The sequence below is a fragment of the Chryseobacterium potabilaquae genome, from assembly GCF_902728265.1.
Lineage (GTDB): Bacteria > Bacteroidota > Bacteroidia > Flavobacteriales > Weeksellaceae > Chryseobacterium > Chryseobacterium potabilaquae.
In genome coordinates this window covers 84,171-106,115 of the sequence record NZ_CACVBR010000009.1, presented here as the reverse complement: position 1 = coordinate 106,115, position 21,945 = coordinate 84,171, and the positions used below count along the sequence as shown (strand labels likewise).

Genomic DNA, 21,945 nt, shown 5'->3' with positions numbered 1-21,945 from the left:
CGGCTTTTAGTATATCAAAGTGTTCTACCAAAAATTCTGGAAGTAATAATTTAAGAAGTTCCTGATCATTTATCATAAAGCAAAGATAATAGTATTAAAAGTTCCCCCCAACTTTTGCGCCTGAGCCTATAAATAATATTTACTGAGATTAATTTTAATGTTTGAACAATATCAGTTAACCAAACATTATTAAATGACCATGTAGCTGTTGCTAAACTTTCGACAGGACCTATTCCTTTTCTACTCATATTAATGCCCACTCTATCCTTAACAGCATTTTTTCCATAAAAATAGAAGGTGATGTATTTTATTGTTTTTTTACTGAAGTTTAATATTTTAAACTCTGCTCCAGTAAATGAATAATCTTCGGTTGGATATGCAGAGATTATAGCAATTCCATTTTTCTTTTTACTGAAAACCTTATCAGAAATTTCGTTTTCAAGGTTACGCATATAAACCTCGGATAATTCCTTTGACCAAGAATCAATACTATCTTTTTCTTCCAAAGTAAGATTCTTAAATTTAATTTTTAAATCAGCTAATTGCTTTTGTTCACCTTTTATAAAAAAACATTTTTATCTTCAGAATCATCTGTTATATAATATTTTTTCCCATCAAAATAAAAACCTATAATATCTTTTGTACTTGAATAACTCCTACATTCTGAAATATCTGTTACAAAAAGCATATCTTGAGATTGGTATTTCATACTATTATCTCCACTTCCATAGCAGGATGCGCTAACGGTAGGATAAATATGTGAATTCTTACTGTATAAAACTACTGTCGAATCGATCTTAAGCTGACAAGAAAAAAAATGCAAAGATAGAATTGCACCTAACAGTAATAAATTTTTCATGATCATAAGTTTTTACAAAAGTAATGAAAGTAATGAAAACAATACATCAAGTATAATTATTTTGACAATGACAAGAAATCTAAAATTGCACCCCTAACCTAAAACTTTCAAAACTTCGCCAAAAAGAGCATTAGTTTCCCAATATAAAGAAAGTATAAAGTTTATAAAAAAGATGCAATGATATAGAAACTACTTTCACTCAAATTCAAGTCCAAATAGTGGAAGCGCTGAAGAAACTTTTAACAACAGTATACAATATAACTTTACAATAAAGCACAACATCAACACAAAGTTTTGAGTTCAGGAAAATTTCAGAAACTCAGATACCATTGAAAGACAACAGTAACGGAATATAGTTTAACTTGGTAAAAATGTAATAAAAAAACAGAGCCTTGACCTTATGAGTCAGGGTTTATAGTTCATCTCTGTAAGCACAGATGAAAAGAGAAATTATAGATAAATCTACACCATAGTATCAATATATACTACAAATTTATTTCATAATTAATCACTCTCCCAACAATCCAGACACTTTAATCGGGATTTTTTTTTAGTGAGTCGCAACTTTACTACAATTTCAAAGATTTATAGAAAATATCGAATTTGGCATGGTGTTTTTATCTAAATTTGGTGATATAAAAACACAGATATACAATGAAAAAAAACACTTCAAATTCTGAGAAAATTTCCCAGAACCATATTACAGGTATTAACCGTGTGGTTAAGCTTGATATTGTGGTTAACGGAAAGTCTATCAGGCATTTTAAATACTTTCGTTTACAGCAAAGTGCCAGAACACATCATTATTTTGAACTGACTTTAACTCAGGATTCTTTGGGTGAAGTACAGAATCATAATTTAGAGCAGGCACATCAGTTCTTAGGGAAACGAATTACAGCAACATTCAAATATAAAGACTATGAAAACGAAAGCCCTGAACGGACATTTGTCGGTGTAATTACAAAAGTAGGATTTAGCCAGGAACAAATGAATTTTGGAAATATTGTTCTGAAAGGATATAGTCCAAGTATTTTGATGGATTCAGCTCCTCATACTCAAAGTTTCGGAGGAAATCAATCTGTAAACACATCTATTATTGCAGATAGTATTATTAAAGAGGCATTCGGAACAACTCAATTTGATTTCAGAGTAGAAACTCAAAACAAAAGTTACATCAATTACAGTTCACAGTATTGTGAAACACATTATAATTATCTTGTACGCTTAGCAGAAGCTTACGGTGAACAATTCTATTATGATGGGCATATTCTACATTTTGGAAAATTACCCCCATCTGAGAAACCCATACAACTCATTTATGGAAGCAATGTTACAGATATACAGATAGAATTAAAAGCAGTTCATACAAAACCAGAATACTTTGGTTATAATAGTAGCAGTCATGTAAAAATGCTAGGCTCCAATGATGGGGCCAAACACCTAGGGAATTTATCCACAAAAGCATATGAGTTGAATGATGATATTTTCAAAACAAGGTCACTGACCCCTGCCCCTATTAATGCTAATATGTTTTTGGATGTGGACGACTCCCAAAAGAGTGCAAGAGGGAGTAAAGCCGTAGAGGTTTTTACTGTTTCTGGAAATACAACTGTTCCTTTTCTATATGTGGGTTGTGTAGCAGATATAGATATGAGAAATCAGGATAGTAACCAAACGTCCCATTTTACTACATTAATGATGACAGAAGTAAACCACGAGGTTGATGCAAGAGGATATTATACTGGAAGTTTTGAAGCTATAGCAGAGGGAACAGGTTTTATGCCTAAACCTGATTTCGTAATACCAAAAGCAGAGCCACAGGTAGCAACAGTCATTTCCAATGTTGACCCTTTGAATCAAGGTAGAATACAGGTGCAATTTGATTGGCAATTAAATGATACAACTCATTTTATCAGAATGATGAGTCCTGATGCAGGAGGAACAGGAGCAATCACACAAAACCGAGGGTTTGTAGCTGTTCCAGAAATCGGAGACCAAGTAATGGTTGGTTTTGAATATCACAATCCTGATTTTCCTTTTGCAATGGGTGGAATGTTTCATGGGAAAGCGGGTTTAGGTGGCGGAATAGACAATCGTGTGAAATCAATACAAACACGCAGTGGACATCGTTTAGTTTTTACAGAAGATGAAAGTATTATATTAACCGATAAAAGCGGAAACGAATTAAGATTTGATACAGAAGGAAGTAATATTAATATTACAGCCCCCGAAACTATTACCATTAAATCTAAAAACCTAAAATTTGATATTGAAGAAAATATTGAAACCAAAGCAGGGAAAAATATGGATACCCAAATTGGAGAAAATATTAAGATTATTGCAAAGCATGAGATAAGCCAAGATAGTGGAAAAAAAACCATAATTTCAGCAGGAACAAATATTGAAATCACGGCAAAGGCTCATTTGGATTTGTATGGAAAAGAAAAATTCATAGGTTATACAGACGGTCAAACAGAATTTGGAGCAAAAGACAGAATGCATGTGTACGGAGCTAACTCATTATTAACTGCTAAAGATAAGATTGAGTATAAGGCTCCACAAATGAACAAAGTCCCTCAAAATGGAGAGTTTGATTACACAAAAGAGAAGCAAATAGCATCAATATACTGGGCTTATGAAGAGGAAAACACCTCATTGATGGAGGATTCTAAGTTCTTTGTAGATATGAATCTTATCGTTCAAACAAGAAACTATGAAGAAGGAGAAGGTGTTGATGTTACTATTAGATCTGATGATGGAGAACCTTTAGCAGAAGGACTTGATGAGTTGACTTTATCAGGAACAGTTGACAGAGAGGGAATAGTAATCTTTAAAGAACCTTTAAAACCCTATACTCTTGAACTTATGAAGAAAGAGGAAAGAGAAGCAGAAAATATATAGACACACTATCATGAATATTAATAACTTTATACCAATACTATTAGAACAACGAAGGAGCATCGTTGCTACAAGTGGAAATCAGCAAACAAGACCTGTACAAGTTTTAAGACCAAGTTGGAGAGATATGATTAAAAATTATCCTAATACATCCGTTGATGTCTCAACTTTATACACTGAAATTGGAAATGGTTTGTTAGATATGTTGAAACAAAATAGCGCTTGGGAAAATACATGTGCATTTAGAATGAGTAAAGGATTGAATTATAGTGGATTTAAGCTTCCTTTTGATAATTCTAAATATAAAGCAAAAGGAGCAGGTGGAGGAGTACATAAAGGTGATGATAAATTGAATTATTGGTACAGAGTACGAGAATTAGCTCCGTATTTATCTGAACACTTAGGAAAACCTGAAATTGATATAAAATTGGATAAAATTGAAATGCCAGTTAACCTGAGAAAGAAAAATAATCTTACGCAAGCAGAATGGACACAATTGTGGAATAGCAAAAAGAAGATTTCACAAGTCGAATGGTCAAAAATAAACATTACGAAAGGAATAATTACATTTGATGTTTCAGGCTGGTCTGACGCTTCAGGGCATTTTACTTTATGGGATGGAAATCACTTAATTTATCCTGGTGGAGCAGAACATGATGACCCTCAAAGCTCAAAGTATTATTTTCATATGCTTTATCCAACGAAGAAAAAGAATGGTGATTTAGATTTTGTACAAACAAATAGAATAAGAATATGGGAATTAAAGTAAAACAATTAGTAATTTTTAGTTTGATTTTTTTGGGTCATCTAATTTGTGGTCAGACAGTTGATAGTAAAATTAAGTATATGAAAAAATATGCTTATTGTAATTGTGTATATATTAACAATAATAAATTAGATGTTACTTATTTAAACGACAAGTTTCAATTAAGTGATAAATCTGAAAATCTATTTATTGATTTAGGCAAAATTTCTGATAAAGAAAGTATTAAAATTAGGGAATTTACCGAAAAGCAAACTAAGGATTTCACAGTTATTGAATCATCTTATTATTCTGAAACTGGTAAAACTAATACAATAACTGCGGATTGTATGAATTTTTATGAATCTAAGGAGCTAGATAGTTATATCAAAAAACTCGTTGGAGTAGCATCCAAAAAGAAAACAAAAAAATAACAGTATGCCCCAACACATCACAGATACGACCCAGCTAAAATGTGATAAAGGAACAACTCCAACCACTATCACAGTAACCAGTCAATCCTTTATGAGGATTGATGGAAAACTACAAGCTACAGAGCAAGATAAGCAACCCAATATCAATATACAACCTTTTGGTATATGTATTATTTTAAGGTCATCCTGTATACCATCACCTCTTAAATGGGAAAACACCTCTAATTTTGAAATTGAGGGTAAAAAAGAGCTGTTAAATACCTCAACTTGTAAGTGTTCTATCGGTGGGAAAATACTTATTGCCAAATCAACACAGAATTTCGTGGAAGAATAATATTGCAAAAAAATTGGAAAACACGAGACTGTCTCAAAAGTGAAATAATCTAGTTATGTATTGCCAAACTCTTTCAACCTTGTAATTTTTTAGATCAATACCAATCTTTTCAAGAAGTTGTGCTCTGAAATTTTTTAAACGAAAAAGGCAAGATTCAGATCATTTATTGATAAGTAAGCCATGAAAGTGATAAAATCGCGTATGAAAATTTATGCCTATGCGCCTGCTTAGAAAGAAATCGCATTCGTTGACTCAATTATTACACATCAGGAAGCAGTGAAAATAAAAAAACACAATCTTTCAAAAGAAACTCCTAAGTATTCCGTTTAATTCTTAAATTTGACTAATGCAAAAGTATCTTTATCTCATCATTATATCGTTTTTTCTTATCAGTTGCTATACTTACCAAGTAAAAAAACAAGTGGATACAACAACCGACAATAAGCAGGAATCAAAAAAGACTGCTGTATCTGCTAATGATAATTCTACGCAAACGAAAAGTGCAATAGCTGAACCTGCTATGCCGATTAATATTCAGGAGAAACTTGCACCTAACAAAAATTTTAAAATTAATGTTGACGGCAAAGCGTATAAAATAATAGTTGATAGATGGGAAAGCGACAGTTTGGTTGCACACTCTGTCCATAATCCTAAAAAAATTCTGAAATTCCATAAGAACCAAATCAATAGTGAGAAAATTGCAGAAAAACGCTTTTCACAACCCATAGCTGATATTATTACTGTTACCGCTTATGCCGGAATTGGCGTTTTAATCTGGTCTCTTCTCCGTTAATCATATAGGGAACAAAACAAACTCTTTTATTATTTGATTATTTTTAATAAGCAATTGAATTTCATGTTAGACTTATTGTTTAGAAAAATGTCGCCTGAGTATTTCTTGAGCTTCCATTGAAGTTGGTTTATTTAGTTTTTGAATTTGAAAGATAATAATGCCAAAGCATCATCGAAGCTACGGAACGAAAAGGTTTCCATTGCTCACTGATTTCAAGAAGTTCTTCTTTGGTGGTTTTTGGCGGAAGTTGTTTTAACCGTTTCAAAGCATTTACCGCAGCCAAATCTCCGATCGGGAAAATATCTGTTCGCTGCAGGGTAAACATAAGATATACATCCACCGTCCAGTTTCCGATTCCTTTTAATCTGACTAAGGTTTTTCTCGCTTCATCATTTGACATTTTCGAAAGTTCTGCTAGATTAATTTCGTCATTCATAATAGCATTTGCCAAACCTTTGATATAATTATTTTTCTGACGACTTACATAACATTCTCGCATTTCTTCATCATGCAATGTCAGAATATTTTCGGGGGTGACCTCCTTGAGTTTTTCTTTTAATTTGTTTAGGGTCGCCAACGCCGAAGCTAGAGAAACCTGCTGTTCTAAAATAATATGAACCAGTGTTTCAAAAGTATTTTCACGTGTCCACATCGGAGGATAGCCATGATTTTCTAGAATTAATTTTAAATCTGAATCCTGATTTGCCAAATGATAACACAATTCCTGAAAATTTTCAAGACTGAAAGTTTCAATTTCTTCGAGAATAATATTATTTATACTCTTTTTCATTCATCTAAATTTTAATTAAAATAAACTTGGCATCGTAAAGCCCTGTTCCAAATCAAGAAGAATCCATTTATTCTCCAAACCACCTGCAAAGCCCACCAACTTTCCCGATGCACCAACCACCCTGTGACAAGGAACGATAATGGAAATTGGATTTTTATTTAAGGCCCCTCCCACAGCTCGAACGGCTTTTATATCGCCAAGAATTTTTGCCAACTCGCCGTAAGTTTTTGTGACACCGTAAGGAATTTTCAACAAAGCTTTCCACACTTTGACCTGAAATTCAGTTCCTTTAAAATCCAGTGGAACATCGAAAGTTGTTCTTCTATGTTCAAAATATTCGTTCAACTGTTGTTCGGCCTGTAAAAGTATTGGATGTTCATTATCTCTCGCAGGTTCAGAAAGTTGGGTTCTTTTGTAATTTTCACCTTCCCAAATTATCGCCACAAGGCCTTGATCAGAAGTAATCACCCTAATTAATCCAACTGGCGACGCAACATCTTTATATATCAACTGTTTCCGGTTTTCCATTTTGTTCTGAGATTTCTTTTGTGACTTCGGTTACAGCTTTTGTACCTGGAAGCAATTGCAACATCAATCCTACCATGACAACGCAAATTAATAAACACATAATTCCAAAATGATAAGCCATTTGCCAACCCTCTTTTGAGAAGTAGAAAAATACTCCGCCAATGATACTCACACCCAACGCAGAAGCCGTTTGCTGAAAGGTTGAGTAAATCCCCGCTGCTGCACCTGCATATTGAGAAGGAACGTTTTTCAAGGCTATATTTAATAATGAAGGAAGTACCAACCCGTTTCCAAATCCCCAAGTTCCCATCAATCCTATGATGAGCCAAGTGTTGATTCCCGGTTTCCAAAGTGTCATTTGAAGGTAAAATGCAATTAATAAAATCACAACTCCCACCTGTAATACTCTTTTTCCCAATTTTACAATTAGTCGGGAAGCCATCACAGAAGACACAATAAATAAAATCCCCGGAATGATAAAATATAATCCTGAATCCAACGCCGAAACCCCTAATCCGTTTTGCAGATAAACTGCACTCAGCAACAGATAAGCTGTATGTAACATAAAATGAAATAATACGGCAACCAAACCAATATTAAAATCTTTTATTTTAAATAATCTGACATTAATTAATGGATTTCCATTATTGGAAAGTTTAATTTTTTGATTATAAATAAAAAATACAAAAAGTAAAACAGACAAAATAAGCAATCCAAAACTCCACAACGGCCAACCCGCTTCACGTCCCTGAATTAGAGGATAAATTAACGAAAATAAAGCCAATGTTAAAATTAAAATTCCCGTGTAATCGAATTTTGTGTTTTGATGTTTTGCCGTTTCTGTAACGTATTTATGGGTTGCCCAAAGTGTTATGATTCCAATGGGTAAATTAATGAAGAAAACCAATCTCCAACCTTCTATAAACCAATGCATATCTGACAAATAACCACCCAAAACTTGTCCAATTACAGCGGCAGTTCCAAGAGTAATACCGTACAATCCGAATGCTTTTGCACGTTCTTTAGTATCCGTAAATAAAACCTGAATAAACGCAATCGTCTGCGGAACCATAAATGAGGCACTTAATCCTTGAAAAAATCTCGTAACATTAAGTTGTAAAGCCGTTTGTGATAATCCACATAAACAAGAAGCCACCGTAAAAGCAAACATTCCCCAAAAGAAAACTTTTTTTCTGCCGAAATGATCTCCTGCTCTACCTCCCGTTATCAGAAACGCGGCATATCCCAATAAATATCCTGCAATGACAAGCTGTATTTCGCCATCGGTTGCATGAACTCCTTTTTTAATGGTTGGAATCGCAACATTAATGATGAAAACATCAATAACAGACAATAATGGCGCCGATAATACAATGATGAGTTCGAGCCATTTATTTTTAATCTCTTTCATTTCAAATAAGTTTTTCAATAATTTTTTTTGCAGATTGAATTTCGTCCGCTCTTTTGAAAACGGAAGCCGTCACAATCGAACCTTCCAACATTACATAAATAGTTTCCACCAATTCTTCATCAGACAATATCTTTTTATGTCCTGATTTTTCAACCAATGTTTTGATGAATTCTTTACTATGAATTTTCGTGGCTTGAATTTCAGCCAAAAAACGTGGGTCATCTGTTCCAGCTTCATCATTAGCTTTGATAAAAGGGCAACCTCCAAATTGCCGGATTTCCTGTCGCTGAATATGATGGTCAAAAATTGCCAGCACTTTTTCTTTAGGATCAGAAACCTTATTTACAGCTGTTTCCAATCTCGTAAACCAAAGCTGATGTGTCCGCTGAACATATGCGACCAGCAAATCGGCTTTTGTTTCGAAGTGTTTATATAAAGATGCTTTTGCAATATCAGCTTCATCAATAATCTGATTAATCCCCGTATTGCTGTAGCCTTGCGAATAAAATAACCGGTCGGCCGTGTCTAGTATTTTATCGATTACAACTTGTCCTCTCTGTTTCATAAAACAAAGGTAAAGAAATAAATAGACAGAACTGTCTATTTATTTCTTTTTTTCTATATAGGTTTAAAAACATCCCTCATTATATTATAATTATCCATTCCTATCGAACCATTAAAATTTCAACTACGACCACATTTGGTTGGAACAATTGGCCTCACGCGGGACCTCGCACTGCCCCATCTTATAGAAAAGCTAAATTGGGAAGCCAGAAAAATAATAGCTCCACAATGTAATGACCAAGTTATAAAAACAGCAATATAGCCTATAGAAAATCATCGCAAAAAACACTGAAAAAAATAATAATGAAAAAAGAGCAGTCTCTTGATCCTAAACAATGTTTAACTATCTGAGCTTTAAAAAAGAGCTCAAAAAAGAGGTTTCAGTTTAGCTCATCGATCTTATCTTACTCATTGATATAAACATCACATAATATTACCCTACCTATTCAACTTAACACATCTATATATCCTTTCATTGAAGGAAAACAAAACCAAAATACAATATGATTAAAATATAATAAAATTGATACGTTTCTATATTAATCACATTTTCACTCAAATTATAAAAAGTCTATATTAATATTTAACATCAATAAAAAACTGTTTAAATATTTTTGTTATATTTGTAACAATAATTTAAAATAGCACACTGATGAGAAAGAATTTAATTTACACATTACCGTATCTACTACAAAAACCCGCAAAACGACAATCTTTTATTTTAAGATCTTTAATGCAAATTATATGATTTTGATATTTGAAATTAAATAATAAATAGTCATTCCCAAGTATAGCGTTTAATTTTTTTAATACGTTATTTAGCTTTTTTTAAGATTTCGAGTCAGGTTGGTATTCGTCATTTTGGCTCTCATAAGAACTTCACGAACTAGCACGGAATGCATAACAACGATTTTCTTCTATTTATAAATATAAAAAAAAAATGTTACTTTTGCTTATGGATATTGGAAATTTATTTAATGATTTTAATTCCCTTTTAATAAATTACACCAAATTTATATAACATCAAAATTCATTCAAATGAGAAAAATAATTCTACTAGTTACTTGTATGTTCGGTATTTCAGTTTTCTCACAAATAAAAGTGTTGAAAAATGAAACATTAGTGGAAATAGGTAAAGATAACTCTGTTGGTTTATATAAAAAAGAGGATAGATTTACTATCTATTATCAAGATCTTAATACTGCTAATTTAAATACTTTCAGATCTTTTTCTTTTCAAAATATGGAAGGAGATGTATCTGGTTTATATCAATTGATTACAGGAGGTTTTACTACTATGCCAGAAGAAAATGTTATTTTGGAACTCCCCAATGATATTATCGAACTTCATTATGAAAAAAATTACGGTCAAACGACTGTTCAATTTATTCAATACATTAATAAGAACAAAAAATACATTGGGAAATCGCAATTTCTGACAAGAAAACAAGTTGATAGAATCTTTGGAAAAACCAATGGCAAAGCAACTCTGTATGAAAGATCAGGAATGATAAATAAAACAAGTAATCAAGATACAACTTCTACAGCTACTCCTTCTTCCCTCTAATGATAAGGTCAAAAGCTAGAAAATAAATATATTTAAACTCATTCTACTTGGATGAGTTTTTTATTTCTATTTTTGTAAAAAAGATCATTATATACAGTATGTCTCTTCAAATAATTAATTTAACCAAAACCTTTGGTGAACAAATAGCTCTTAATAAGGTCAATATCTCGATTGAGAAGAATGAGATCATCGGTTTACTAGGACCTAACGGAGCCGGGAAATCAACTTTAATGAAATCAATTGTAGGGGCTCTAAAAATAGATGAGGGTGAAATCATTTTTAATAAAAAAAACATTTCAGAATATCCCATCGAAAGCAAAAAAAACATGGGCTTTTTACCAGAAAATAATCCTTTATATTTAGAAATGTATGTAAAGGAATATCTTCAGTTTGTAGCTAATATTCACAAAATTTCATCATTTAAAATAGATGAAGTTATTGAACTTGTAGGTATTACTCCCGAAAAATCTAAGAAAATCGGGCAACTTTCAAAAGGATATAAGCAAAGAGTCGGACTTGCTCAGGCCATTATCCACCAACCTGATTTATTAATATTAGATGAGCCGACAAATGGATTGGATCCCAATCAAATTATTGAGATACGAAATGTAATAAAAGAAATTGGCCAACAAAAAACCGTTCTCCTCTCTACTCATATTATGCAAGAAGTAGAAGCATTATGTTCACGAGTGATTCTTATTCACAAAGGAAATATACTTCAAGATTGTCCAATTGATGAATTTAAAGGGAAGTTTGACACTCTCGAACAAGCATTTGCCCATTATACTCAAGCTGAAATTCTTTATTAAACCAATTTTCAAGACTTACAATACCATTTTATATTTAATTTTTTAGCATCAATTTCTTATATTGCTGTTACTGATCCAATACACAAAAATAAACATGACATTTACAATACAATCCAACTTAATTGATATTGTTTCTAGAGAAACTTATCCTGCTGAAATTATAGTAGATAATGGTAAAATTAGTTCGATTAAAAGAATTAATGAAGTACTTGACACCTATATTTTACCTGGTTTTATTGATTCTCATGTTCATATAGAAAGTAGTATGCTTGTTCCTTCTGAGTTTGCTCGAATTGCAGTACAACATGGAAGTGTGGGAACTATTTCGGATCCTCACGAAATTGCCAATGTATTGGGCGTTTCAGGAGTTGAGTATATGATTGAAAATGCTAAAAAAGTCCCTTTTCATTTTTATTTTGGAGCTCCATCTTGTGTTCCGGCTACCGATTTTGAAACCGCAGGCGCTGTCATCGACGCTCATGATATAGAAAAGCTTCTGAATCGTGAAGAAATTGTTTACCTCGCCGAAATGATGAATTTTCCCGGAGTTATTTATCAAGATACAAATGTTCTCAAAAAACTCTCACTCGCCAAACAATATAAAAAACCTATTGATGGGCACGCTCCCGGTCTTATGGGGGAAGATATGCAGCGTTATTTTTCAGCCGGCATCACCACAGATCATGAATGTTTTGGTTATACTGAAGCCTTAGAAAAATTGAAATATGGTGTTAACATCATGATCAGGGAAGGAAGTGCTGCTAAAAATTTCGAAACCCTTATTCCATTATTAAAAGAGTTTCCTGATCAAATAATGTTTTGCTGTGATGATAAACATCCAGACGATTTAATTGAATCCCATATCAATTATCATGTAAAACGAGCACTTGAATATGGTCATGATCTGTATGATGTATTAAGAGCCTCTTCTTATAATGTCATAAAGCATTACCATCTTCCGATAGGTTTATTACAACCTGGTGACAATGCCGACTTTATTATAATTGATAATTTGGAAAATTTCACAATTTTAAAAACCTATATAAACGGTATTCTTGTGGCAGAAAATGGCCATTCATATATTCAATCTGTAGAAGCAGCTGTAGTCAATAAATTTCATTGTAATCCAAAGCAACCTTACGATTTTAAGATTAAAACTAAAAGTGAGAAAATTCGGGTAATCGAAGTCTTAGACAGACAACTTATTACTCATGAGCTTCACATGAATACATTAGATATAGAAGGCTATGCTGAATCTAATATTGAAGAAGATATTTTAAAAATTGCTGTTGTTAATCGCTATCATGATGCTCCGGTTTCCGTTGCATTTATAAAAAATGTTGGCCTCAAAACAGGAGCAATCGCATCTTGTGTAGCTCATGATTCTCACAACATCGTAGTGGTTGGAACTAATGATGAAGATATGTGTAAAGCAGTCAATGCTATCATTAGAGCTAAAGGAGGTATCTCACTAGCTACCGAAACTGAAGAATTGGTTTTAGAATTGCCTATCGCTGGTATTATGACCAACTGTTCCGCTGAAAAAGTAGCTGCGGACTACATTACATTAGATTTGCATGCAAAGAAATTAGGTAGTACCTTAAAAGCTCCTTATATGAGCCTATCTTTCATGGCATTATTAGTCATTCCAGAATTAAAACTTAGTGATAAAGGTCTTTTTAATGGAAAAGAATTTCAATTTGCTGATGTTTTTATAACGTAGTCTTTAGAAAATTTACTTTCTGCAAAACTATCTGCAGCGGCATTATATCCTATATTAAAAATTTGATTTAATCGATCTTTCTTTCGTTCAAAGGTTCCAAAAGTGGACAACTCTTGTGAAGAAATAAACCAATCGCAATAATCAAACTTTACTTTCTCTATTCGATAAGAAAGAAGATCGTAAGAGCGGGCTACAATTGCTTTTATCGATTTTAAATCGTGTATATTAATATCGTGAGGTGGTGATACAAAAACCCCAATGAGTTTATTACATTCTTCTCGGATAATATCCGCAGGAAAGTTATTCAGTACTCCTCCATCACAATACATTTCATCATCAATGATATAAGGTGTTGTAATCCCCGGAATAGAACATGAAGCAATGATTGCATCTACTACCTTAAAGTTATTATCAAATATTTTCTGCGTTCCCCCCACAAGCTCAGTAGCCACAATTTTCACTTCTTTCTTCAAATCTCCTAATTTCATATCATGAAAAATAGGGTTTAAATAATTTCTAAAAATTACGGATGATACAAATCCCGGCTGATTGAAGGTAAAGTGTTTCCAATTAAAAAAATACACAGAATTAAAAAACTCTACAATCTCTTCTGGTGTTTTACCTACTGCATAAAGGCACCCTACAATAGAGCCGGCACTACAACATGATATAATATCTATATCTATATTTTTCTCTTTCAGGAATTTTAAAACCCCTGCATGTGCAATCCCTTTTGTGCCGCCTCCTGACAAAACAAGTCCTACTTTCTCCATGTTCATAAAATAAAGTTATGAAAACAACATGATAAAATCAGATTATTTTTTTGAAATATATCAATTTTAAGGTTATTTTAAATAAAAAAATTATATTAAGAAAATATTCAAAGGAATTTCAAGATATTTTATCACTTCTTTCGATCGTAAAGCCTAAGTATTTTCAATAAATCAGTATCTACTACCATCGAATCCACCATTGAGGTTAAATCCGGATATATCGAAAATATTTCTTTCAGTTGATCCCTCACTCCCGGTGACATAAAACCTATTTCTGTAACAGTCTTATTCTTATGATTTAATAAAAAATCTCTTTTAGATATTTTCGCTGTATAGATTGGCCCTTTGTAATAATTATTTCTATACCATGAAATTTTACCTTTGTACATGATTTCAAGTAATCCTATGTCTTTAGAAAGAATAGAAGCTGAGGATATAAATCTCCTTTTTACATTTTTAAGATCGGTAATTTGCATATATTGTATGGTGTCTTCAGCAATCTTTATTTTGTCTCCTGAAGAATTTAAAACATACATATTATGAATATAGGTAATAGGAGAAAATTCCTTATTTGATTCTATACCTACATTTTGCACCTTTGTTTTTACAGTATCTTTTGACTTTTTTAAAATGTATTTTATAGGAAAATAGTTTTCTGTATACTTATTAGACTTCTCTTGGGAAAAAAGAAAGGTAAAACAGAAAAATAGGAATAAAAAAGTATTTTTTTTCATATTGTGATTGAGGTTAAAAAAGCCCAGAGGTTATCTGAGCTTTTTATATTTAGTTTTTACTTTGTATGAATTAGATATGGATTACTTCCCCGTACGCTGCCGCTGCCGCTTCCATAATAGCCTCAGAAACAGTTGGGTGAGGATGTATTGATTTAATAATTTCATGACCAGTGGTCTCCAGCTTTCTTGCTACTACTGCTTCCGCCACCATATCAGTTACTCCTTCTCCAATCATATGACAACCTAGCCATTCTCCATATTTAGCATCAAAAATCACTTTAATAAATCCATCTGTATTTCCATTGGCTGTTGCTTTTCCACTTGCTGAAAGAGGGAATTTTCCAACTTTAATTTCATATCCCTTCTCTTTAGCTTGCTTTTCAGTAAGACCAACAGATGCTACTTCCGGATGACAGTAAGTACATCCCGGGATATTGCCGTAATCAATTTTCTCTACATGCATTCCTTTGATTTTCTCTACACAAGTAATTCCTTCTGCGGAAGCAACGTGTGCTAACGCCTGAGTTGGAATAATATCTCCGATCGCATAGTAACCTGGCACTGAAGTTTCATACCATTCATTGACTAAAACTCTTCCTTTATCTGTCTGTATACCTACTTCCTCCAGACCAATATTTTCAATATTAGCAGCAATACCTACAGCTGACAATAAAATATCGGCTTCAAGGGTTATATTTCCTTTTGCCGTTTTAACGTTTGCTTTTACTCCTTCTCCGCTGGTATCAACACTTTCTACAGACGCATTTGTCATAATTTCAATTCCTGATTTTTTCAGAGACTTTTCTAAATGTTTAGAAATTTCCTCATCCTCTACCGGAACAATGTTTGGCATAAATTCTACAACAGTTACTTTAGTTCCCATTGTATTATAAAAATCGGCAAACTCTACTCCAATAGCTCCAGAACCTACAACAATCATAGATTTAGGTTGCTCAGGAAGAGATAATGCCTGTCTATATCCTATTACTTTTTTACCATCTTGTGGTAAATTAGGTAGTTCTCTTGAACGAGCACCTGTCGCTATGATGATATGGTTGGCTGAATATTCAGTAACTTTACCATCGTTATCCGTAACAGAAACTTTTTTACCTTTTTGAACTTTTGCAGTCCCAAGAATGACATCAATCTTATTCTTCTTCATCAAAAATTCAATCCCTTTGCTCATTTTATTAGCCACTCCACGACTTCTTTGAATAACATTCGGAAACTCAAAGCTTCCTTCCATTTTATTCAAACCATAGTCCTCTGCATGATTGATATAATGAAATACTTGAGCCGATTTCAATAAAGCTTTAGTCGGAATACATCCCCAGTTAAGGCAAATTCCTCCTAAATTTTCTTTCTCGATAATTGCAGTTTTGAAACCCAATTGAGCAGCTCTAATTGCTGTAACATATCCACCAGGACCACTTCCGATGACAATAATATCGTAGTTCATTAGTATAAAAATTTTTATGCGAATTTAAGGAAAAATATTGGATGTATCATATTTTCCACCATCCATTCTACGTCGTAGAATTAATGATATTTCAGAATTAAAAAAACAAAAAACAAGACATAAAATTCTCTATTTCCCATTAAATTATCTATAAAATTTAAAAATCAACAAAATTAAAATTATAGAATTCATCTATTCAAATTTCAATATTTTCTTTTAAAAAGGATTTTTTTGAAGAATTTCGAACTCTAAGATCCTTGATTCCCACTAAAAGACAAGTTTCTCATACGCTTTTAGTTTTACTATTTTAAATCATAATTGATCACTTCTAAAATTTTAATTTTTTAATAAGTTTAGGAAAGTGCACTCAATATCCGAAAAAGAAAATAAGAATCCATTTTTCATCAATTTCTCAGGGTACACATTTCTACTTTTTAATAATAATTCCGTTTCTGTTTGTAAAAAAACGGAGGCAATTTCCAGCTGCCACACCTTTGCATTTAATCCCAACGGAACTTTCATGGCATTCCTTAGTTTTAGCATGAAATCATTATTAGATAAAGGATTGGGTGCAGTTATATTAATGACTCCTGAAATATTTTTATTATAAATGATATATTCAACCGCTCTACAAAAATCGTCAATATGAATCCAGCTTACTTTTTGATCCCCTCGACCTTGCTTTCCTCCTAACAATAACTGGGTGATTAATTTTAATTTGGGAAAAGCTCCTCCTTTATTTCCCAAAACAATTGAAGTTCTCAAGGCAACTTTACGAAGATTTTCATCTTTTAATCTGAAAAACTCATTTTCCCAACTTTTACAAATATTCATAGAAAAGTCATCTCCAATAATTCCATTTTCTTCTGTATTCAAATGTTTTTCAGAATGAGTATAAATAGTTGCTGAACTGGCATTTAACCAAACTTTCGGTTTATTTATACTCTTGTCTACAGCTTGTTGGAGTATGCCTGTACTTTCCATTCGGGAAGCGTAAATTTCTCTTTTGTTTTTCTCTGTATATCTGCAATCTACGGACTTTCCCGTGAGATTAATTAAAACATCTGCATTTTCAAGTATATTTTTCCATTCACCTAAGGTTTGAGCATCCCATCGAATCTCATTTTCACGTTGGGGATTTCGGGTTAAAATATATACCTGATTTCCTTTTTCTGTAAAATATTTCTCTAGATTTTCACCCAAAAATCCGGTTCCGCCTGCTATGATGATTTTCATTTGTCTTGGCTTCATAATAAACTCTTTCATCCTAGATATTTTTTTGTTTTCACTTCAATTTCAGATCCCTCGGCTAGCATTATAGATATGGGTTGTTGATTATTTAATCCTATAAAATCATTACCGTAGATTTTTTGAAAGTCAATATCTAATTGATAATCTTTTACTGAATAATGATCCCATTTTGGATGACACACTTCATATTCTGAAGTTTTATCTTCTTTTTTCGTGAAGCCAAAATAATGCTCGGTAATAAATTCAAATTCAGAATCGGGTTCCATGGGTAATGGAGTATTTTCTGCTGTGATTTCCATAAAATGCCAACTTTTGTCTTGCCAAGAATATTTGATCAAAAGTTCCCCTTCTTTTTCCTGCATTATACTTCTCATAGGCATCGTTACATAATTTTCTTTATATATTGAATTGGCTACAAAACTTAAGGCAGGTTTAGGAACAATTTCTTTGATAAAAACAACACCTCTTTTCCATTCATTACCTTCTTTTTTCTTGACATAAAACCTGAGATTCACTTCTTCAAAATTTCGATGAAAGGGAACGGGAAGACCTAATAATCTAGTATTCAAAAACATGAAACCAACTAAACTAACGTAACATTTACCTCTATAAAAATCTAATTCCGTTCCTTTAGGTACGTATTTTAATATAATATTGGGATCAATTTCATAATTGATAATAATTAATTTACGCCATTCTGCTTTTAAAAAATTCATTGTGTTTTTTATTTTAGGGGATTATAATTATTTACTGTAACAGCCTTAAAACTAACTATTTTTCAGCTGTAGACTTTATTAATTTATTTCGTTCCAATAAGAAGTTTTTAAGATAATTTTTCAAAAAAATACGATTGAATACCTTTCCAATCATCCCAAACGGAGATTCAAATTCAAAAATATCTATCATTAAAGTCTTTCCTTCAGATGGTTTAAAAATATGCTGATGTCTCATTGATTTGAAAGCGCCTTCCAACATCATATCAGTAAATTGAAAAGGCTTTTGCATATGGATAATTTTTGAGGTTAGAGTTTGATATACTCCCAAATGTTTTGCTTTCCAAGTCACCGTTTCTCCTTCTTCAATTAATCCGGTTATCCTTCCAGAAATTGCCTTTTCATTAGTCTTTTGAGTAGATTTTTGATGTAAATCAATATCCCTTGCCAAATCAAAAACTTTATGGATATCTGCCTTAATGATCGTTTCTAAATAAATTCTAGACATAATAATATATTAGTATCAATAAAACCAACACTCTATACGCTATCCACGTTATGGTAGGTAAGAAATTCAATCGTAAAATAGTACATCTTCTTATATGTTCCAAAACCATTATTAAAACAACAATCCCGAAATAGATAATAGTGAAAATAGGACTTATACTAAGGTATAAAGCCGGAATTAAGAGTAAAGTCCCAATTAATGAAACTGTCATCATATTTCCTATATAATTCCATGTTTTATCCTTTAGATATGACTTTAATAAAAGTACCTGCCAAACAATTTGTCCTATACAAATGCTAAATTCTCTCCAAAAGTTTTGAGATAAGCCCAAACCCATTTTTACGGAAAGCTGACTTAAAATATAGCCTGAAAAAATAACAACAAAACTTATGTATGCTACTCTGTATTTCAAATTAAAGTCGGGAATACAGGCTTGCTCGGTATCATTCTTGGAGGGAATAATTTGTTTTCTATTATAAGAAACAAATGAATATAACTTCTTAAAAAACCAATAAAAAGGAGATATCCTCGCCACTTTTTCTAATAAGGGAAATGAATTTCCAATAATCAAGAGTAAACTATCTAATCCATACATTACTTTGTGTGTATTTTGGTCAATTAAAGCAATCTCATTTTTTGCTCGAGTGTAATCCACAAGATTTTTGTGCTCCAATGAAATTTCCGTAAAAGCTTCTCTTCCATTTTCATCCAGCATTCCTGAATGGATGAATCCTTTTGAATAGATTGCACACATAGGGCATTCATTATCATAAATAAGAACATGATTTTTAAGTGTTTTCATCTTTGTATATTTTATAGGTTTAGAAAATCGGCTTTTGTTCTTTTTGAACTTTTAAAAAGAAAGTACATTACTATTTTAAATACTATATTTTTCATTTTAAAATTTTAATAATTATTATCAATATTGTATTTTCAGAAATTTTTGAAAGTTAAATCGAAATAAAAAAGGATGTTGAAGTCCTTCTTATTTTAATAAGTTGGTAATCTTACCCACCAGCCAATGGTCATCACTTTTTATGGCAAGATCCATTATATTATTAATTTTCCCCGTTACTGAACTAAAGTCATCCATAAGCTGTATAAACTCTTTCGCTTCTGAAGAGTCTTTATCTTCAATATTTTTAAGCTCTTCTAAAAATGAAATAACAGGTTCAATTTCTCTTTTCCTACGTTCTTTTGTAATTTGTTTGAATAAATACCAAACATCTTTTTCTGCCACAAAATATTCTTTCCTATCACCTTTTACAAACTCTTTTCTCACAATTCCCCAATCCATTAGTGCTCTCAAATTCATATTGGCATTGCCTCTCGAAATTTCAAGTTGTTCCATCACTTCATCGGTAGAAAGAGGTTTCTCACTTGCCAAAAGTAAAGCATGTACTTGTGCCATTGTACGATTGATTCCCCAGTTGGTAGCAAATGTTCCCCAAGTCTGAATGTACTTTTCTTTCGCTTCTGCCAGTTTCATTGGATTGTAATTTTAATTTCTAATACAAATATAATTATAATTTTCGAACTTTCAATAATTTTTGAAAATTAATTTTATTAGTATCTTACTTCCTGTTCACTTACTAATGTAGTATTATTTCTAAAAAAACGGCTATTTTGAAAATATAAGAACATAAATCATGCTTTTTTATATCTGCAAACACATTTAAATTAATAATTTTGCGCTTAACTTTATAATAGTTTTTAAATTGTACATATATTATTGTAACAAATTTATAATATGTACGACTAGTAAAATAAATAATCTTTGTATAGTAATGAAAAATAACAAAATTGCCTCATTACTTTTTGTTTTGTCTGCAGGAAGTATGATGTTCGCTCAAGATGACTTAATCAATAAGTTAAAAAACAATCAATCACAAAATGCTAATTTTCAGTTTACTACTTTAAAGGATGTCGGTGCGACTTCTGTTAAAAATCAAGGATCATCGGGAACCTGTTGGAGCTATTCAGGGAACTCTTTCCTTGAATCTGAAATGCAAAGAATGGGCAAAAAACCTGTAGATTTAGCAGAAATTTTTACGGCTAGAAATTCTTATCATGATAAAGCTAAACTATATGTATTGAATAGTGGTGCGATCAGTTGGGGTGATGGAGGTGAATTACATGACGTAATTAATATGTATAAAAAATATGGGGCTGTACCTCAGGACGTCTATACAGGCTTAAAATCCGGGCAAACACTTAACAACTTTAAGGAAATGCAAGGAAAATTGAAACCTGTTTTAGACAGTTTAGTTCAAACCGCCTCTAAAGGAAAACTTACCGATAACTGGATGAATTCAGTAGATAATATTTTAGATGAATATCTTGGAAAAGTTCCGACCAACTTTACCTATCAAGGAAAAAACTATACTCCAAAAACCTTTGCTAAAGAAGTAGTTGGAATAATTCCTGAAGATTATGTAGAAATCTCTTCTTATAAAGATTATCCTTATTACCAAAAATTTGTAGTTCCAATTCCTGATAACTGGAGCCATGATTCTGATTGGAATGTTCCTATGAAAGATTTCACGGCTATTATTGACAATGCCATCAACAAAGGATATTCTGTAGGTTGGGCTACTGATGTGTCCGAGCCTTACTTTTCATATAAAAATGGAGTGGCGTATGTTCCGGATATGGACCTAGATCAAATCACCGCAGAAAATAAACAAACTTTATTTTCCGAACCTAAGAAAGATAAAGTAATCACTGAAGATATGCGTCAGAAAGCTCTTAATAATCTTTCTACAACGGATGATCATGGAATGCATATCGTAGGATTAGCAAAAGATCAAACCGGGAAAGAGTATTATATGGTGAAAAATTCTTGGGGTGTAACGAATGATTTTGAAGGCTATCTTTATGCAACAAGACCTTATATTGAGTATAAGTCAACAGCTATTCTTGTTCACAAAAATGCAATTCCAAAAAATATTCTAAAACAATTAAAACCTACTAAAAATATTGGTTTATAATAAAGCGATTGCTTGTATGGATATGTTAGATATTTAAAGTTAAACCGCTTTCGGAAATCCGAAAGC

Annotated in this window: 23 protein-coding genes; 9 read left to right on the top strand and 14 right to left on the bottom strand. The window is 32.2% G+C overall.

All coding sequences use genetic code 11. The annotated features are described in order from the left end of the window. Positions 1-65: 65 nt before the first annotated feature. Positions 66-506 carry a hypothetical protein gene (locus tag CHRY9293_RS07445; protein ID WP_162032429.1) on the bottom strand — a complete coding sequence of 147 codons (441 nt, stop codon included), beginning with the start codon at positions 504-506 and terminating at the stop codon, positions 66-68. A 53-nt stretch (positions 507-559) separates the two neighbouring features. Next, positions 560-859 (bottom strand): hypothetical protein, encoded by a 300-nt coding sequence (locus CHRY9293_RS07440; protein WP_162032428.1) that lies wholly within the window; start codon positions 857-859, stop codon positions 560-562. Positions 860-1,513: 654 nt separating this feature from the next. Between CHRY9293_RS07440 and CHRY9293_RS07435 the strand changes: the two genes are divergently transcribed. The 5 genes from CHRY9293_RS07435 (at position 1,514) to CHRY9293_RS07415 (ending at position 6,060) form a co-directional block, all read left to right on the top strand. Beyond that, positions 1,514-3,760, top strand: coding sequence for a type VI secretion system Vgr family protein (locus tag CHRY9293_RS07435; RefSeq protein ID WP_162032427.1), 2,247 nt, complete (start codon positions 1,514-1,516; stop codon positions 3,758-3,760). Positions 3,761-3,770: 10 nt separating this feature from the next. Beyond that, positions 3,771-4,526: a T6SS effector amidase Tae4 family protein gene (locus CHRY9293_RS07430; protein ID WP_162032426.1), complete on the top strand. Its 756-nt coding sequence runs from the start codon at positions 3,771-3,773 to the stop codon at positions 4,524-4,526. After that, positions 4,511-4,933, top strand: a complete 423-nt coding sequence (locus CHRY9293_RS07425) for a hypothetical protein (protein ID WP_162032425.1) — start codon at positions 4,511-4,513, stop codon at positions 4,931-4,933. The genes CHRY9293_RS07430 and CHRY9293_RS07425 overlap by 16 nt, the downstream gene beginning before the upstream one ends. A gap of 4 nt (positions 4,934-4,937) precedes the next feature. Then, on the top strand, positions 4,938-5,267 hold the full coding sequence (locus CHRY9293_RS07420; protein ID WP_162032424.1) for a DUF4280 domain-containing protein: 330 nt from the start codon (positions 4,938-4,940) through the stop codon (positions 5,265-5,267). A gap of 346 nt (positions 5,268-5,613) precedes the next feature. Further along, a complete protein-coding gene (locus CHRY9293_RS07415; protein WP_162032423.1) occupies positions 5,614-6,060 on the top strand; it encodes a hypothetical protein in 447 nt (148 codons plus the stop codon). A gap of 127 nt (positions 6,061-6,187) precedes the next feature. Here CHRY9293_RS07415 and CHRY9293_RS07410 read toward each other — a convergent pair whose 3' ends face one another. From CHRY9293_RS07410 to CHRY9293_RS07395, 4 genes are read right to left on the bottom strand one after another with little or no spacing between them, the layout of a single operon-like run. After that, on the bottom strand, positions 6,188-6,850 hold the full coding sequence (locus CHRY9293_RS07410) for a DNA-3-methyladenine glycosylase family protein (protein WP_162032422.1): 663 nt from the start codon (positions 6,848-6,850) through the stop codon (positions 6,188-6,190). 15 nt (positions 6,851-6,865) lie between these two features. Further along, positions 6,866-7,294, bottom strand: a complete 429-nt coding sequence (locus CHRY9293_RS07405; protein WP_317173905.1) for a methylated-DNA--[protein]-cysteine S-methyltransferase — start codon at positions 7,292-7,294, stop codon at positions 6,866-6,868. A 55-nt stretch (positions 7,295-7,349) separates the two neighbouring features. Further along, entirely contained in the window at positions 7,350-8,789 is a 1,440-nt protein-coding gene (locus tag CHRY9293_RS07400; protein WP_162032420.1) for an MFS transporter, read from the bottom strand. Position 8,790: 1 nt separating this feature from the next. Beyond that, positions 8,791-9,354 (bottom strand): TetR/AcrR family transcriptional regulator, encoded by a 564-nt coding sequence (locus tag CHRY9293_RS07395; protein ID WP_162032419.1) that lies wholly within the window; start codon positions 9,352-9,354, stop codon positions 8,791-8,793. A 1,037-nt stretch (positions 9,355-10,391) separates the two neighbouring features. On the opposite strand from CHRY9293_RS07395, the gene CHRY9293_RS07390 reads away from it, so the two are divergent. The 3 genes from CHRY9293_RS07390 to ade all read left to right on the top strand — a co-directional run bounded on the left by CHRY9293_RS07390 (position 10,392) and on the right by ade (position 13,451). Then, entirely contained in the window at positions 10,392-10,919 is a 528-nt protein-coding gene (locus tag CHRY9293_RS07390; protein WP_162032418.1) for a hypothetical protein, read from the top strand. Positions 10,920-11,017: 98 nt separating this feature from the next. Continuing rightward, positions 11,018-11,728, top strand: a complete 711-nt coding sequence (locus tag CHRY9293_RS07385; RefSeq protein WP_162032432.1) for an ABC transporter ATP-binding protein — start codon at positions 11,018-11,020, stop codon at positions 11,726-11,728. A 94-nt stretch (positions 11,729-11,822) separates the two neighbouring features. Next, positions 11,823-13,451: an adenine deaminase gene (ade, locus tag CHRY9293_RS07380; protein ID WP_162032417.1), complete on the top strand. Its 1,629-nt coding sequence runs from the start codon at positions 11,823-11,825 to the stop codon at positions 13,449-13,451. Here ade and CHRY9293_RS07375 read toward each other — a convergent pair. From CHRY9293_RS07375 to CHRY9293_RS07340, 8 genes are all read right to left on the bottom strand, one after another. Continuing rightward, on the bottom strand, positions 13,424-14,230 hold the full coding sequence (locus tag CHRY9293_RS07375; RefSeq protein WP_162032416.1) for a patatin-like phospholipase family protein: 807 nt from the start codon (positions 14,228-14,230) through the stop codon (positions 13,424-13,426). The two genes, ade and CHRY9293_RS07375, sit on opposite strands and share 28 nt — an antisense overlap. A 125-nt stretch (positions 14,231-14,355) precedes the next feature. After that, positions 14,356-14,958, bottom strand: a complete 603-nt coding sequence (locus CHRY9293_RS07370; RefSeq protein ID WP_162032415.1) for a hypothetical protein — start codon at positions 14,956-14,958, stop codon at positions 14,356-14,358. Between the two features lie 70 nt (positions 14,959-15,028). After that, complete coding sequence (lpdA, locus tag CHRY9293_RS07365; protein WP_162032414.1) at positions 15,029-16,417, bottom strand: dihydrolipoyl dehydrogenase; 1,389 nt, start codon at positions 16,415-16,417, stop codon at positions 15,029-15,031. A 336-nt stretch (positions 16,418-16,753) separates the two neighbouring features. Beyond that, complete coding sequence (locus tag CHRY9293_RS07360) at positions 16,754-17,683, bottom strand: TIGR01777 family oxidoreductase (RefSeq protein WP_228455490.1); 930 nt, start codon at positions 17,681-17,683, stop codon at positions 16,754-16,756. Further along, positions 17,680-18,384, bottom strand: a complete 705-nt coding sequence (locus CHRY9293_RS07355) for a YqjF family protein (protein WP_162032413.1) — start codon at positions 18,382-18,384, stop codon at positions 17,680-17,682. Before CHRY9293_RS07355 ends, CHRY9293_RS07360 begins: the two co-directional genes overlap by 4 nt. A 55-nt stretch (positions 18,385-18,439) precedes the next feature. Further along, positions 18,440-18,889 (bottom strand): SRPBCC family protein, encoded by a 450-nt coding sequence (locus tag CHRY9293_RS07350; protein WP_162032412.1) that lies wholly within the window; start codon positions 18,887-18,889, stop codon positions 18,440-18,442. After that, a complete protein-coding gene (locus CHRY9293_RS07345) occupies positions 18,882-19,691 on the bottom strand; it encodes a DCC1-like thiol-disulfide oxidoreductase family protein (RefSeq protein WP_162032411.1) in 810 nt (269 codons plus the stop codon). The genes CHRY9293_RS07350 and CHRY9293_RS07345 overlap by 8 nt, the downstream gene beginning before the upstream one ends. Before the next feature lie 183 nt (positions 19,692-19,874). Next, positions 19,875-20,378, bottom strand: coding sequence for a GbsR/MarR family transcriptional regulator (locus CHRY9293_RS07340; RefSeq protein ID WP_122546778.1), 504 nt, complete (start codon positions 20,376-20,378; stop codon positions 19,875-19,877). A 298-nt stretch (positions 20,379-20,676) separates the two neighbouring features. Here CHRY9293_RS07340 and CHRY9293_RS07335 point away from each other — a divergent pair, with 298 nt between their 5' ends. Next, positions 20,677-21,879 (top strand): C1 family peptidase, encoded by a 1,203-nt coding sequence (locus CHRY9293_RS07335; protein ID WP_162032410.1) that lies wholly within the window; start codon positions 20,677-20,679, stop codon positions 21,877-21,879. Positions 21,880-21,945 lie beyond the last annotated feature (66 nt).

Coding starts and splice junctions, on each gene's coding strand:
- CHRY9293_RS07440 (WP_162032428.1), bottom strand. CDS start 859: ATGAAAAATTTATTACTGTTAGGTGCAATTCTATCTTTGCATTTTTTT.
- CHRY9293_RS07435 (WP_162032427.1), top strand. CDS start 1,514: ATGAAAAAAAACACTTCAAATTCTGAGAAAATTTCCCAGAACCATATT.
- CHRY9293_RS07430 (WP_162032426.1), top strand. CDS start 3,771: ATGAATATTAATAACTTTATACCAATACTATTAGAACAACGAAGGAGC.
- CHRY9293_RS07425 (WP_162032425.1), top strand. CDS start 4,511: ATGGGAATTAAAGTAAAACAATTAGTAATTTTTAGTTTGATTTTTTTG.
- CHRY9293_RS07420 (WP_162032424.1), top strand. CDS start 4,938: ATGCCCCAACACATCACAGATACGACCCAGCTAAAATGTGATAAAGGA.
- CHRY9293_RS07415 (WP_162032423.1), top strand. CDS start 5,614: ATGCAAAAGTATCTTTATCTCATCATTATATCGTTTTTTCTTATCAGT.
- CHRY9293_RS07410 (WP_162032422.1), bottom strand. CDS start 6,850: ATGAAAAAGAGTATAAATAATATTATTCTCGAAGAAATTGAAACTTTC.
- CHRY9293_RS07400 (WP_162032420.1), bottom strand. CDS start 8,789: ATGAAAGAGATTAAAAATAAATGGCTCGAACTCATCATTGTATTATCG.
- CHRY9293_RS07395 (WP_162032419.1), bottom strand. CDS start 9,354: ATGAAACAGAGAGGACAAGTTGTAATCGATAAAATACTAGACACGGCC.
- CHRY9293_RS07390 (WP_162032418.1), top strand. CDS start 10,392: ATGAGAAAAATAATTCTACTAGTTACTTGTATGTTCGGTATTTCAGTT.
- CHRY9293_RS07385 (WP_162032432.1), top strand. CDS start 11,018: ATGTCTCTTCAAATAATTAATTTAACCAAAACCTTTGGTGAACAAATA.
- ade (WP_162032417.1), top strand. CDS start 11,823: ATGACATTTACAATACAATCCAACTTAATTGATATTGTTTCTAGAGAA.
- CHRY9293_RS07375 (WP_162032416.1), bottom strand. CDS start 14,230: ATGAACATGGAGAAAGTAGGACTTGTTTTGTCAGGAGGCGGCACAAAA.
- CHRY9293_RS07370 (WP_162032415.1), bottom strand. CDS start 14,958: ATGAAAAAAAATACTTTTTTATTCCTATTTTTCTGTTTTACCTTTCTT.
- lpdA (WP_162032414.1), bottom strand. CDS start 16,417: ATGAACTACGATATTATTGTCATCGGAAGTGGTCCTGGTGGATATGTT.
- CHRY9293_RS07360 (WP_228455490.1), bottom strand. CDS start 17,683: ATGAAAGAGTTTATTATGAAGCCAAGACAAATGAAAATCATCATAGCA.
- CHRY9293_RS07355 (WP_162032413.1), bottom strand. CDS start 18,384: ATGAATTTTTTAAAAGCAGAATGGCGTAAATTAATTATTATCAATTAT.
- CHRY9293_RS07350 (WP_162032412.1), bottom strand. CDS start 18,889: ATGTCTAGAATTTATTTAGAAACGATCATTAAGGCAGATATCCATAAA.
- CHRY9293_RS07345 (WP_162032411.1), bottom strand. CDS start 19,691: ATGAAAACACTTAAAAATCATGTTCTTATTTATGATAATGAATGCCCT.
- CHRY9293_RS07340 (WP_122546778.1), bottom strand. CDS start 20,378: ATGAAACTGGCAGAAGCGAAAGAAAAGTACATTCAGACTTGGGGAACA.
- CHRY9293_RS07335 (WP_162032410.1), top strand. CDS start 20,677: ATGAAAAATAACAAAATTGCCTCATTACTTTTTGTTTTGTCTGCAGGA.